We start from the raw sequence: 12,907 nt of genomic DNA, 5'->3' as shown, positions 1-12,907 counted from the left end.
TCAGAGACTGGAACGACTCCCCTGGGACCGTCTGGTCAAAGTCACGGCACAGTCCCCTGAGTTCACCGATCCGCTGTCTCTGCGCGAGCAGGTCTGGGATGTTGCAGCTTGAGCTGGCCGGCACCAGCTGTGGGCTCTTCAGTCTGTGATGGTTACCGCTATGGAGGAGACGTCAGCCTCCAGTACTTCTCCGTGTTCGTCTTGAACCACCAGGACGGTGCAGTCGGCGAGGATTCGAAGGCGGTAGTCGCCCTTCAGGCTGGATGGACTCAAGCCATCTGGCCTGTTGCGCGCGTAGATGCTCGACGACCATGTCCCAGTGACTGTGGACAGTGTCAGTCCGTTTCCCTTGCACTGGCGTGCCTTGCCGAGCTTGCGCCGCGCCCTTGGCGTCCGGACTCGGACCCATTCAGGGAAGACGTCGTGCGGAGCGGGCGAGAGCAGGCTGAGAGCCTCGCGCGTAACGGCCCCTCGGAGCATGCCCAGGAAGTCATCTCGCTCGGTGATGGTCTTGGCGTCAACCCAACCGCTCGGGTAGCCGATGTCAGCGAGGGCCGAGACGATGTCGAGACGGAGAGTTAGCGGCGCGTCGCCGATCTCTTGCCGAAGCTCTGGAGCGAAGGCTGAACGATCTTGCGGGTCCGTGAAGCCCTTGTCCTCAGTCACAAAGATCACTGGCAGGGGGTGGCCCTCGCCAGACCGGCCGGCGATCTTGGCCGTCACGGACTCCAGGTTGTTGTCCCTGCGTGCTGCGCGAAGGGCAGTGAGATAGATCGTGGTGTCCCGACCGCCTTCGCCGTTGGCTTTGCAAGGCGGCCGGCGGTCCGCCTCTCGTTCCAATGCTTCGAGCGCGTCCTCCGGGTGGGTGGGCAGGACGTTGAATGCCTGCCGCAGCGAGGCTTCGAAGAACTCGGTTTCAAGGTTTGACGGCCGACCTGCCCATGCGGTCGAGACTATTCGGGATGCTGGCCGAACGTGCTTGTTGAGCTCACGCTGGGCCGATTCGAGCGCTCTCCGTGCCTGAGCCAGTCCCTCACGGTGTTGCCGGACCGCTTCGCGGAGGACGATGTCGGTAATGGCCAGAGTGTGTCCGCAGCGCCGGGCCGCCTCGGTCAGAAGGGTCAGCGTCGGGTTGCCGGGCAGTGCTCTCCGCAGCTGGTTGGTGTCAAGGATGATCACTCGCGCAGAGTATCCGCGCCGTCGGTCCACCAACCCAGGAATGTCAGTATTAAAGTCGAGGAGGTTCGAGGAGTTCGGCCTCAAGGTCGGCGATGCGCTTGTTGGCAAATCGCAGGTTGGAGCGGGCTCCCTCGAGGCGTTCTTGAAGAGTGCGGTGCTCGACCGTCAGCTGCTGGACCCGGCGTTTGAGGGTGGTGTTCTCCGTGGTGAGTGCCTGGAGGGACTCACCTGGAGCCACTTGGTCGAAGTCGCGGATCTGCCCCATGAGCTCGCCGATCCGCTGCCGTTGGGCGAACACCTCCTCCTGGGTGCGGGTCAGCTCGCTCTCGGCGTTGAGGGCTCGCTCCCTCCAGGACGCCTCGATCCGGTCATGCTTTTCACCCGTTCGCCGGTCGTGACGGCTCTTGCTGTCCACGACGGCCTGCTGAACGAGAGCCCGGGCCTCCGCGTTCTCATAGAGGAACGTGGCGGAGACCTCCGCGCGTTCAGCGATGGCCCGCACTGCGAGCCGACCACGTTCTCGCCGCAGCTGTGCGATGGCCTTCTCGACCCGGCCGAGCTTGTCCTTCGTCTGCTGACGTCGGGCAGCGATGGCTGCCTCAGTCGGACCGGGACCAGACATCACTCGATCTCCTCGAAGTCGGCGTCGTCGGGGCCTTCGAGCTGGGCAAGTTCTTTGGCCCGGAAGGCGGTGGCCCAGACGCGTCCGAAGTAGTCCTGCGGCCGGCGCAAGTCGAGGGAGAGCGCGTCGTCGAGGAGCCCGACGGCTGCCAGGGCCTTCTCCAGACCGGCGATCGCTCGCGCGGTGGGCTCGAAGAGGTTATGCAGGTAGTCGGCGGTCTCGCTGGTGGGGGCGCCTTCGGCGATCATGCGCCACTGCTCCCGCTTGCGGTGCCAGTAGACGAGGTCGGCGCCCGAGAGGACGAACTTGTCGCAGTTGTGGCAGTCCAGGTTCCAGGGGCAGGCGTCACCGTTGATGACCGGCTGGAAGGTGCAGAACCCGCCCTCGGCCGGGGTGGATCGTCGCGTCAGGTCGATGACCAGGGCTTGGGCCTGCTCGCGGGTCATTGGTTCGCTGCCGGAGAGGACCAGCCCGGGGTCCGCAGCACCGGGGCCGGCGACCCAGACCGCGTTCAGTGCCTCCTCAAGCCGCGGGTCGGTGTTGGCGAGATGGACGTAGTGCTCGGCCATGGCGTCGGAGACCTGGCCCAGGTAGCGCTTGACGTGCACGAGGTTCGCGCCGCTGCGGATCAGGTTGGTGGCCAGCGTGTGGCGGGCCTGGTGCGGAACCCAGTGACCGAGGTCGAGCGTGTCGAGCCAGCTCCGGAACCCGGTGTTGAACCAGCCGTAGCCGACCCCTTTGAGGAACTCCCGGTTGGCCGCCCGCCGGGGGAACAGTGCGATCTTGCGCCGCTCCTGAGCGGTCGGCGGACGGCCGTGCCGCTCGTGGAATCGCACGACGGTCTTGGCCTGCCGTTCCTCGATCCGCGCGAAGAGCCGCTCGGGAATGCGGATCGCCTCGTCGAGATTGCCCACCTTGGTCTGGTCGTGCCAGAACACCGGCAGTCCACCCAGACGGCTGATGCACTCCAGCCTCGCGTTCAGGACCTCACCGCAGCGACGGCCCGTTAAGACCAGAGCCTCCCAGACGTCGCGAAGACCGCGGTCCTCGTAGTCGAAGGTCTCCAGCCGCTCTAGGTTCGCCTCGTTCGCGAGTGCCCGGGCGACTTCGTCCGGGAACGGCCTGCGCCTGCGGCCCCGGGCCCCGCCGAAGGGCAGGGCGATGATGAACCCCCGGTCAAGACCGATCCGCTCGAACTCCCCGGTCTCCAGAGCATGCCGCAGCACAACCCGGGCGCCGTTGAAGATCCGGGCGACCGCGTCCTTCGTCGCGGTCGCGGGGACCGGAGTGCTCACGCTGCCAGTGGCCCGGATGCCCAGGAACGGCAGTCCGTGCTCGCCCCGATGACGCTGGTCAGCCACGAAGTCGAGCATGTGCTCGCCGGTCAGGGCTCTCGCGTCGTGGCCTCCGTCCGTAGCCTGGGCTTCGAGGAATGCCGACAGCTCAGCGCATCCTCTGCGCCAGTTGTCGACCGAGATCCGGCTGCGGGGCGGATCGGTGATCATCCGGTGGGCCATCTGGTCCCAGAGCAGGTCCCGCAGCCATTTCTGGGTGACGTTGTTCAGGTCGATGTGGCTGTTGCGCTGCGTGAATCGGACCCCGAAGTGGTCCGTCTCGATAAAGCCGGCCTCCCTGGTGTCCTCACGAGAGAAGTAGATGACCCGCAAGTACTCCAGCATCGTCCGGGCGACGCTGGCGGCGAAGCGCTTCATCCCGCTCAGATCGAGGTCGGCGAGGGAATCCACCCTGGCCTGCCTGCAGTGGTCGGTGAGGTGCTGGATGTGCAGCAGAGTCCACCGGGCGCCCTCACTGGGAGCCTGGGTGTGGTGGAAGGCGGCCCACTGGATCTCGGCCTTGACCAGCGGCCGCAACCCCAGCAGCGACAACGTCCCGTCGACCCGCCGACTCAGGCCGGCTTCATCGCACCACCGATGGAAAGCCTCCCGGTCGGCATAGGAGACGGTGACATGCTTGCCCCGGTCGGCCAGCCACCGGCTCCAGTTCGCCGGCAGCTCGGCGCCGCCAGGCCGCCCCGCCCGCTTGTAGCCCTCCAGGTGCCGCAAACACAGCCCCAGCGGATGCTCGGCCGCGTAGGGGCAACCCCCGACCTGGCACCGCCCGAAGCCGGCGATCGGCTTCGCCTTCGCCAGCCAGGTCTCGAAGTCAGCCTCCATGCCTTTGCTGCGGAGGTTGCCTCGGTAGCTGTGCCAGCGATGCGCGTGCAGGAAGCACAGACCGTAGGAACTCCACACGGGCAGCTCCGGACAGATCATGCAGACCCGGCCGTCACGATGGGTCCGGCTCTTCAGCGGCTGAAGTGTCCGCACGAACTGCGGCCGGCTCCGGGCGCCAGCAGCACGGGCATCACGCCACTGAACGTTGTGATCATGGCAAAGACCCCGGGTGACTTCGGCCGGCCGCTCGCACTCGACCACATCACACCGCCAACCGTAGACGGGATGATCACGGCCCAGCCTCACCACGTCCTCACGGAACGCGGAGTCGAATGAAGGCGCCGCCATCAGCGCGGTCAGCACCTCCAGACGGTCCCTCTTCGTGCGGCTGCGGCCCTCGTCCGCCAACAGCGGAAGCAGGACCACCGATTCCGTCGCCTGCGTCACTCCCCCTCACCCCAGACGGCCTGCAGAGCCGCTGTGAAGTGCGGTGAATGCAGGTCTGCGTGACCGTAGACCTCGTCGACCATCTGGGCCGACGCCCAGTTCCCGACCGCCTTGGCCGAGGTGGAAGGGCCCTGAGACGTCCGGGGAGGGGAGTCGCCGAACAGGCACGACATCAAGGCTTCCAACCCAGCTTCACGCGTGTCTCTTTGGCGGTCTGGGCCAGGGCGTCCAGCCACTCTTGAGTCACATGGTCCTCCCAAATCGGCAGATGCAGGGCCGAGACCCACGGACCGTAGACCCGAGTGCCCGAACCGAGGTCGCCGAAGCCGCGGAATCGAATGGGTACCCACGCCTTCCGGATCAGCTCTTGGGTGATCAATCTGAGATGGTCAGGCTCTGCCAGCCAGACCCCGTTGGCATGCGGCTCCAGTCGCTTTAGCGGCCGATGAAGGCGGTGCGCGGCCGGGAACAGGTAGGCAGAGGGCGGTCCGTCGAGGTCGAACATGACGCCGACACCATCGACGCTGAACCCGATGGCTCCCACGTTGGAGACACGCACACCAAAATGGCGCTCGACGGATTCGCCATTGATCGGGTTGAAGTCTTTGATGTTCTCGATCTTGGAGACGATGTTCTCGCCACCAGCACTCAGGACACCTACGGCCTCGACTTCAGCCTGCGGCGTGGTGAGCGCCTTGAAGATCCGCTCCGCCTGGCTCTCAGTGAGGCCGACACTCCGGCCCTGGGCGACCTGCTCCCGCTTCCAGTCGAGCAGCTCTTCCACGGGGTAGTCGTCCGCGTAGTCGTCGATCCACCCGTGATGCTTCGGGCAGAGCAAGAGGAGGTTTTCCTCCTTGTTCACCGGCTCGAACGCGGGGTCGTACCTGGGCCCGCCAGCGCTCTCCGCGCGGATATGGGCAATCTCTGCGGTGACGCTGAGTTGCCCTCGATGCTCCTGGATTAGAAGCTCCGCGCACTCGGGATAAGCACAATGGGATGCGCGGCCGAACAGCAGCTTGCAGAGCTTCGGGGTGGGCTTGAAGAGACTCACGGCCCCGACGATAGGCGGTCGGCAGGGACGCGACCTGGCAAATCCCACACCCACCGGAACGGCCTACCAGTCCATCCGGTCCGGTCCTGGACACGGGGAGCGCGGCGAGGGTGGAAGGGCTTCCCTGCCCCGTTGGAAGGGCGGCCGACAAGTCGGCGATCGGGCTGCCGTTGCCCGCGGAGGTGATGGGGCGCAGGGTGGGAAGACGCCGAGTGGACCCGCGGTGAAGGGTGGTGCGGGCGATGGCCAGACCGGTATGGACGGGGGTCTTGGGGTTCGGGCTCGTGAGCCTGCCCGTGGGCCTCTACACGGCAACGGACAGCCACACGATCCGCTTCCACCAGCTACAACGCGGGACAGCGGACCGGATCCGGAACAGGCGCGTGAACGAGCGCACCGGCGACGAGGTGGACCTCGCGGACATCGTGAAGGGCTACGACACCGGCGGCGAGTACGTGATCGTCGAGCCGCAGGAGCTCGACGAGATCGCTCCCGGCCGGTCCCGTTCTATCGACGTAGTGGGCTTCGTCGACCTGGACACCGTCGACCCGGTCTTCTTCGACAAGACGTACTTCCTCGGACCCCGGGAGCCCAGTACGGGAAGCCCTACGCCCTCCTGGAGCGCGCCCTGGCCGAGTCGAACAAGGCCGGCATCGCCACGTTCGTGATGCGCGGGCGCGAGTACCTGGTCGCCTTGAAGGCGGAGGAGGCGGAGGGCCTGCTCACGCTCCACACGCTGCACTGGGCCGACGAGCTGCGCGATCCGCACGCCGAGGTGCCCGACCTGCCGGGGAAGGTCGAGGCGACGGCGGCGGAGGTGAAGATGGCCATGCAGCTGATCGACGCCCTGGCCATGGAGTGGGACCCGGAGGCCTTCCACGACTCCTTCCGCGAGAAGGTCGAGGCCCTGGTGAAGGCGAAGGCGGCCGGAGAGACGGTGGAGAAGGCCGAACCGCCGGCGGAGCCGACCGGTGCCGTCGACCTCATGGAGGCCCTGCGCGCCAGTGTCGAGCGGGCCCGGAGTCCCAAGGACACCGGCGAGAAGGCAGCCTCCCCCGGCGCCCGGGCGGCCGGCGGAAAGAAGGCGCCCGCCGCGAAGAAGCGGGCGGGCTCCGGGCCAGCAGCCAAGGGCCGGGAGCTGGCGGCGCTGACGAAGGCCGAGCTGTACGAGAAGGCGGCCGCGGCCGGCATCCCGGGCCGCTCATCCATGAACCACGACCAGCTCGCCGACGCCCTCGCCCACACCGGCCGCGGCCGGCGCAAGGCCTGACCGCCACGTGGTGGGAGGTCTGACGGGCCCAGCCGTGGTCAGGCCACCGTGACGCGCAGGACGTACGGCTCGCCCGTACTGATCGCCTGCGCCTGTTCCCGGAGGTCCGCGTCCGTGAAGCCGAGCAGCGCCTCGTCCGCGGCCCGGCGCAGCAACGGGAGGATCTCGGCGACGGGCCGGCCTCGGTGCGCTGCGGCGAGCTCGGCGAAGGCCCGCTGGTAGGGGGCTCCGTACGTGCTCGCGCTGTCGGCCAGCAGGTGGTCAAGGTGCTGTCGCTCGATGCTGATCTCGCCCATGGCCCGCTCCTTCGGTCCTCCGGGGCCCCGTCCGGTCCGGGGCCTCGCCGTCGACGCTACGAGGCCGCTCTGACATCGCCCCCTACCCGGCAAGGGGCGCGTCCCGGCCGATGAGGTCCTGGAGCTGCTCGCGGACGGGTGGCGGCATCAGCCCCTCGGTGGCGAGGAGGTGCCACTGGCAGCCGGGAATGCGCTGGTCGAGCCGGTGGAACTCCCCGATCTGGTAGAGCAGCACCAGGGCGTCGAGGGCGTGCTGGACGGGGGGCCGGTCGCGCTCCTTCAGGGTGCTGAGCACGGCCAGGCCGGCCATCGCGTAGCGGCCGTTCATCCACTCCAGGGCCGCCTCGCCCAGCTGCCCGGCCGCGAGTTCCTCCTCGACCCGGTCGCACAGGTCCAGGGCCCACTGCCGTACGCCGGCGGCGGTCTTCCAAGTCCGCGCCAGGTCCTGGAACGGAGCGGTGGCGGCCAGATGACGCAGATGGTCGCGGGCATCGCGCACCGGGCCGAGAGCCAGATGGTTGTCCTCGGTGAGGACCGCGTCGGCGAACTCGGGAACGTCGTTACGGGTGGTCTCGACCAGGGACGCGATCGGGTTGGCCGTCGCGGTGGGGTTCATCGCGCGCAGCAGGTCGCCGATGTCCTCCAGGGACATCGTCCCGTTGATGGCCGCGGCAGCCGCAGCCAGTGCGGCGTCCTTGGGTGTGGCGGTCGGCGCGCCGGGGTTCTTGTCGAGGGCCGTGAGCTCGGGCGGAGGCCAGGCGTGTCCGGCGGCGCGGGCGAGGCGGGCGATGCCTTCGTCGATCCGCCGGGCCCGGGCGGGGACCAGGGTCACGGTCAGGCCGGCGTCGGCGATGTGGTCGGCGAGGTCGTCGAGCCGTTGGTCCGGGTCGGTGCCCGGGTCGTCGTCGCCGGGGACCGTGAGGGTGTCCACCGCGGCGGTGAAGGCGGCCCGTACCGTCTGCTCCGGTACGGGCAGCTCTTCGTCGAACAAGAGCAGTGCCACGTCGGCCGGGCGCTTGCCGCGGCCGGCGTGACGGGCGAGGCCGAGGACGAGGTCGAAGCTCTCGGGCGCCGGGGTGGAGGTGCTGCCCCTGCCTCGGCCCAGGCCCCCGCCGGGGACATTGCCGGGCAGCAGGCGGCGGCTCCTCCAGCCCTCCAGCATCTTCGCGGTCACGGTGAACCCGTGGCGGTACGCGTGGTCGAGCAGCAGCTGATCGGCCGCGCTCGGGGTGTCAGTGGACATGCCAGGGAAGGTACCGACACCTCTCCGGGCCATGACCGCACTTTCACCTCATCCGGTGACTCCCCGCGGAACTGAAGCCAAAGGGCTACCCCATGACGCAGCGGTGGCGCCCCGTTAGAGCCCCCCTACCTCCGCCGGGTCACCTCGGAGCTCGTCCGCTCAAATGGCGTGGAGCTGAGGGGGGTTGCGTGGCTAACCCCCCGCACCCGCACTGTGCCGCCCGGGACGCGACGTCAGTGCGCGGCTCTTCATGCTCCGCCCGTCATCACACAGAGACAGGACACCACCATGCTCACCGACGTGCTCACCGGCTGGACCGCGGAGACCCTGGGCGGCCTCACGCTGCTGGCCGGGGCCACAGCCTGGGGCTGGCTCCGGCGGCGCCGGAACCAGGCCGGCCCCGGCGCGGCCCCGGCCATCGCGGTCGGCGAGGCCGTGCGGCCGGTTCGCACCTACACCCTGCTCGGAGCCCGGGCCGCAGACGGCCAGCCTGTGCACCTGCCCAGCAGCCGCCCCGCCGGCATCCGGGTCACCTGGACCGGCCCCGCAGGAAAGACGGAGCAGTTCGAGTTGACCGACGCCATGCTGCCGGACGGCACTTACGCGGCGGAGCGCGTATCGGCGTACCTGGAGGGCGGCGCCCTGTGACTGGAACGTCGGATCGCCAACCGGGCTGGGGCCGGGATCTCGGTCCGGCGTTGGTCGTGGAATGGCCGACTCCCCGTCCCCCTTGTGTAGGAATTCCTACGGGTGTAGCTTTTCATACACCAACTTCCGTGGAGGATTCCTGACCATGCGGATCACCTTCGACCTGCCCGACGTCTCCGCCGGGTCTCAGACCGTCGACCTTCCCGAGGACGTCGCCCTCGCCCTGTACGACGGCCTCACGAACAGCCGTGCCGTCATCGACCCCAAAGCCGAGGACTTCGACGAGCTCATCGCCTCCACTAGCCTGCTCAGTCGGCTCATCGCCCACCTGACGCAGTCCCGCGAGCGCCACATCGCCGCAGCCGACGCCACCAGCCCGAACGCCAACCGCCGGGCCATCGGCATCGCCGCCGCGATGCAGCCCTCGCAGCTCGGTGTCGTGCTGGAACGCAACGGCCGGCCCCGCAACCGCAGGACCTGACCAGCAGACTCCAGCCCAGCTCCCCGAAGTCCTCACAGCCCGGAAGGAAGCCCCGTGGAACTCCACGTCATCGAGCGGTCCGCCAACGCCTTTCAGCAGGGCCTGACCGAACGCCAGATCCTGGCCGTCGCCCGACGCGCCTTCGGGCCCGCCGCCGAGGTCCGTTCCGCGACCGAGCTGGGCGGCGGCATGTACAACACCACCTACCGCATCGACCTGGCCGGCCGTGAGGAGCCGGTCGTCCTGCGGGTGGCACCCGAACCGGACAGGCAGTTCCACTCCGAGCAGGAGCTCATGCGCGCGGAGTACGCGTCGGTGCCGTGGCTCGCGCCGATCGCCGACCTCATGCCGCGGGTCCTGGCGGCCGACTTCACCCAGGCCGTCAGCGGACGGGACTGGATGATCCAGTCCTTCCTGCCCGGCACCCCCGCGCCGGAACTCCTCGGGTCCTACCCGAAGGAGACGCACGGCGCGTTCTTCCGGCAGATGGGCGAGATCACGGCGGCCGTGCACGCCGTCTCCGGACCGTGGTTCGGCCCGGTCACCGGTCCCGGGCACGCGCGTTGGAGCGAGGCCGTCGTCACCTCCCTGCACCTGATCGCCCAGGACGTCGAGAGCTGCGGCCTGGACGCGGCCGACCTCCGCAAGGCCGCCGATGCTGCCCAGGCCGGCGCGCAGGTCCTGGACGAGGTCGCGGTGCCGCGGCTGCTGACCGGGGACCTGTGGACGGTGAACACCATGCTCGCGCCCGCGCCGGTCCCCACGATCTGCGGTGTCCTGGACATGGACCGCACCTGGTGGGGGGATCCGGAGGCGGACTGGACGATGCGGATGGCACGGGCCAAGCAGGACGCCCGCCTGGCGTTCTTCGACTCCTACGGCCGCCCGGCCGAGACCGAGGCCGGCGCGTGGCGGCGGCACGTGTACGAGGTGCGCCACCTCGGCGCGCTGCGTCTGGAGCGGCACCGGCTCGGCAACGAGGCCGGAGTCGAGGACTCCTACGGTGCGATCGCCGAGGAACTCGCCGCCCTGATCTGAGCACGGACACACCGAAGGGGGCGCCCCCCAGGTCTGGGTGGCGCCCCCTTCGGTGTGCGGTCAGGCGGGCTGTGGTTCGACGTGGACGTCGATGTCGTCGAGCAGTTGGGCGACGCGGGCCTGGGTGGTGCGGGCGTCGGGGCTGACGACGATGAAGCTGCCGAGCCGTCCGGCGTTGGTGTGGGCGGGTCCGACGGTGTCGCCGGGGCGGGCGCGGAGCCGGACGAGGGGGGTGTCCGGGCCCGGCGCGGGGAGGCCGGTGACGGAGGTGAGGCGCCCGGCGGCCGGGCTGGTGAGGAACTGGGCGGTGGCGTGGTGGCGGCGGGCGGGGGTGAGTCGAGCGGGGCGGCCGAAGGCGATGTCGAGGAGGGCCGTCCAGGGGTTGATGCCCAGGGCGTGGTGGAGGAGGTCGCCGATGTGGCCGGCGCCGATGCGTGCCGCGGTCTCGATGACGTACGGGCGTCCTGTGGGGGTGACGATGACCTCGGTGTGGGAGGCGCCGTTGCGGATGCCGACGGCGCGGACCGCCCTCGCCACCTCCCGGTGGATGGCCTGTTCCACCGTGGGTGGGAGCTGGGTCGGCAGGGTGTGGGCGAGTTCGACCCGGTGGGGGCCGCGGGTGGTGGTCTTGGTGGTGATGGCCAGGTGGGTGGTCCGCCCGTGCTGGGTGAACGACTCCACGCTGTACTCGCGTCCCGGGATGTACTGCTGGAGCAGCACCGTACGGCCTGCCGTCGCCGCGTACATGCCCGGCGCGGTGTGGGCCGTCTGCCAGGCGGTGTCGGCGTCCTGGAGGCGGGCCAGGACGGTGACGCCCTGGGAGCCGGCGGCGTCGGCCGGCTTGACGATGACGGGGAGCCGCATGCCGGGCCGCAGGAACCGGGTGCGGAGCATGGCCGGGGTGGCGATGGTGTGGGTGCGGGGCGCGGTGACGCCTGCGGCGGTGAAGGCGTCGGCCATGGCGGCCTTGTCGCGGGCGGCGTGCGCGCGGACGGGGTCGTTGCCGGGCAGGTCCAGCAGGGCGCAGGTGTGGGCGGCCAGCGGGGTGAGGTACTCGTTCGTGGTCAGGACGGCGGCTGCGTTGATGCGGCGGGCGTAGGAGACCGTGTCGGCGAGGGCCTGCTGCGGGTTGCCCAGGTCGGTGGTGAGGGTGCCGGCCAACAGGTCGCGCAGGGCGGGGCTGTAGCCGGTCAGACCCTGGGTGGTGGTGACGGCGTGGACGGGGTGGCCGGAGGCGGCCGCGGTCCGGGCCAGGTGCCCGGACTCGGGGCCGGCCGCCTCCAGGAGCAGGACGGGACGGTTCACGTGAGGTAGTCCTCGCACGTGCCGTCTCGGCGGGTGTCGAGGGTGAAACAGTGGAAGCCCCCGCCGAAGAGCCGGCGGTGACGGTGTCGTACGGGGACGACGGTGAAGTGCTCGGCTTCTAGGGTCTTGATCAGGCCGGTGCAGTCCTGGTTGACCAGGACGGTGTCCTCGTCGACGGAGAGGACGTTGAGGTCGATGTAGGGGCTGGTCAGGACGAGGTCGGCGTCGCCGTAGGTAGGGAAGGCGCCAGTGTCCGGCTGGGGCGGGACGATGAACTTCCAGCTCTGCAGCGGTTCGGGGAGCATGTCGCGGATGCCGTCGTGCCGGGCGAGGAACACCCCCGGGCGCAGCGCGAGAAGCATGGAGTCGATGTGATTGTCGGCCATGCGGTACACGCGGTGGATCCGGTAGCGATCCCCCAGATGGCGCTCCAGCCAGTCGACGCCGCGGGCGTGGTTGGCCTGGGCGATGTTGACCACCAGGTCGCGGCCGAGGCGCAGGACCTGGGCGCCGTCGAGCATCATCTCGTAGCCGACGTCGTAGGGGCTGGGCTGCGGGTCGTCGATCGGCTCGGTGGGGCCGCCCAGGGTGGTGGTGGCGTCGCGGGCGTAGGAAAGGTCGAAGCTGGCGTCGGTCAGGACGGGCCGCGGCATGGTGGTCCAGCGGGCGCCGGCCTGCCAGTAGGCGGTGAACACCTGGGCGAGGAGGCGGGTTTCCAGGTAGCGGGCGCGGATCGCGGGCGGGGTCTCGATGATCTCCTCGCCGAGGATGAGGGTGTTGTCGCGGATGTTCAGGGCGGGGACCGGGGGTGCGGTCCAGCCCAGGCCGGCGATCGGGGCCGGGTCGGCGGGCAGGGGAATCGGCCGGTGGACGGTGATGCCGAGCTCGGCCAGGACCTGGGCGAGGTCTTCGACGTCCTCGGCGAGTTCCTCGGCGTAGCGGCGGTTGATCGCCCACTGCTCCGGCCGCGCGCCGGCCTCGGTGGGGGTGACAAGGCGGGGGTAGGCCCAGTCGGAGCGGAAGCCGGTGAGGTTCTCGTGGTGGAACAGCTCGAAGGAGACGTCGCGGTCGTGGCCGGTGTAGTTGGCCGCGGATCCGACGATGATCTCGCGCAGGCGGGTGAAGTCGTCGTGGCTGCTCAGGCGCATGGGTG

At 69.5% G+C, this 12,907-nt stretch carries 11 protein-coding genes and 1 pseudogene; 4 read left to right on the top strand and 8 right to left on the bottom strand.

What is annotated here, in order from left to right; translation table 11 throughout:
• Positions 1-138: 138 nt before the first annotated feature.
• The 4 genes from BGK67_RS38425 to BGK67_RS33195 form a co-directional block, all read right to left on the bottom strand.
• Positions 139-1,179, bottom strand: coding sequence for a PIN domain-containing protein (locus tag BGK67_RS38425; protein WP_141754131.1), 1,041 nt, complete (start codon positions 1,177-1,179; stop codon positions 139-141).
• Between the two features lie 49 nt (positions 1,180-1,228).
• Positions 1,229-1,801, bottom strand: a complete 573-nt coding sequence (locus BGK67_RS33205; RefSeq protein ID WP_069924300.1) for a DUF6262 family protein — start codon at positions 1,799-1,801, stop codon at positions 1,229-1,231.
• Positions 1,801-4,338 (bottom strand): tyrosine-type recombinase/integrase, encoded by a 2,538-nt coding sequence (locus BGK67_RS38000; RefSeq protein ID WP_244291405.1) that lies wholly within the window; start codon positions 4,336-4,338, stop codon positions 1,801-1,803. The genes BGK67_RS33205 and BGK67_RS38000 overlap by 1 nt, the downstream gene beginning before the upstream one ends.
• A 256-nt stretch (positions 4,339-4,594) precedes the next feature.
• Entirely contained in the window at positions 4,595-5,473 is an 879-nt protein-coding gene (locus BGK67_RS33195; protein WP_069923505.1) for an HNH endonuclease signature motif containing protein, read from the bottom strand.
• A gap of 242 nt (positions 5,474-5,715) precedes the next feature.
• On the opposite strand from BGK67_RS33195, the pseudogene BGK67_RS33190 reads away from it, so the two are divergent.
• Positions 5,716-6,743: pseudogene (locus tag BGK67_RS33190) on the top strand (Ku protein).
• A gap of 38 nt (positions 6,744-6,781) precedes the next feature.
• Here the strand turns inward: BGK67_RS33190 and BGK67_RS33185 are convergent.
• Entirely contained in the window at positions 6,782-7,039 is a 258-nt protein-coding gene (locus BGK67_RS33185) for a hypothetical protein (RefSeq protein WP_069923504.1), read from the bottom strand.
• Between the two features lie 82 nt (positions 7,040-7,121).
• Positions 7,122-8,282 (bottom strand): hypothetical protein, encoded by a 1,161-nt coding sequence (locus BGK67_RS33180; protein WP_069923503.1) that lies wholly within the window; start codon positions 8,280-8,282, stop codon positions 7,122-7,124.
• 288 nt (positions 8,283-8,570) lie between these two features.
• Between BGK67_RS33180 and BGK67_RS33175 the strand changes: the two genes are divergently transcribed.
• From BGK67_RS33175 to BGK67_RS33165, 3 genes are all read left to right on the top strand, one after another.
• Positions 8,571-8,930, top strand: coding sequence for a hypothetical protein (locus tag BGK67_RS33175; protein WP_069923502.1), 360 nt, complete (start codon positions 8,571-8,573; stop codon positions 8,928-8,930).
• Between the two features lie 145 nt (positions 8,931-9,075).
• On the top strand, positions 9,076-9,411 hold the full coding sequence (locus tag BGK67_RS33170; protein WP_069923501.1) for a hypothetical protein: 336 nt from the start codon (positions 9,076-9,078) through the stop codon (positions 9,409-9,411).
• Positions 9,412-9,465: 54 nt separating this feature from the next.
• The gene (locus BGK67_RS33165; RefSeq protein WP_069923500.1) at positions 9,466-10,449 is read left to right on the top strand and encodes a phosphotransferase family protein; all 984 of its coding nucleotides are present in this window, start codon (positions 9,466-9,468) and stop codon (positions 10,447-10,449) included.
• A 60-nt stretch (positions 10,450-10,509) separates the two neighbouring features.
• Here BGK67_RS33165 and BGK67_RS33160 read toward each other — a convergent pair whose 3' ends face one another.
• Positions 10,510-11,754, bottom strand: coding sequence for an ATP-grasp domain-containing protein (locus tag BGK67_RS33160; RefSeq protein ID WP_069923499.1), 1,245 nt, complete (start codon positions 11,752-11,754; stop codon positions 10,510-10,512).
• A complete protein-coding gene (locus BGK67_RS33155; protein ID WP_069923498.1) occupies positions 11,751-12,902 on the bottom strand; it encodes a glycine amidinotransferase in 1,152 nt (383 codons plus the stop codon). The genes BGK67_RS33160 and BGK67_RS33155 overlap by 4 nt, the downstream gene beginning before the upstream one ends.
• Positions 12,903-12,907: the final 5 nt, after the last annotated feature.

It is taken from the genome of Streptomyces subrutilus, assembly GCF_001746425.1.
In the GTDB taxonomy this organism is placed as follows: Bacteria; Actinomycetota; Actinomycetes; order Streptomycetales; family Streptomycetaceae; genus Streptomyces; species Streptomyces subrutilus_A.
This window is presented reverse-complemented; position numbering and strand designations above follow the sequence as displayed.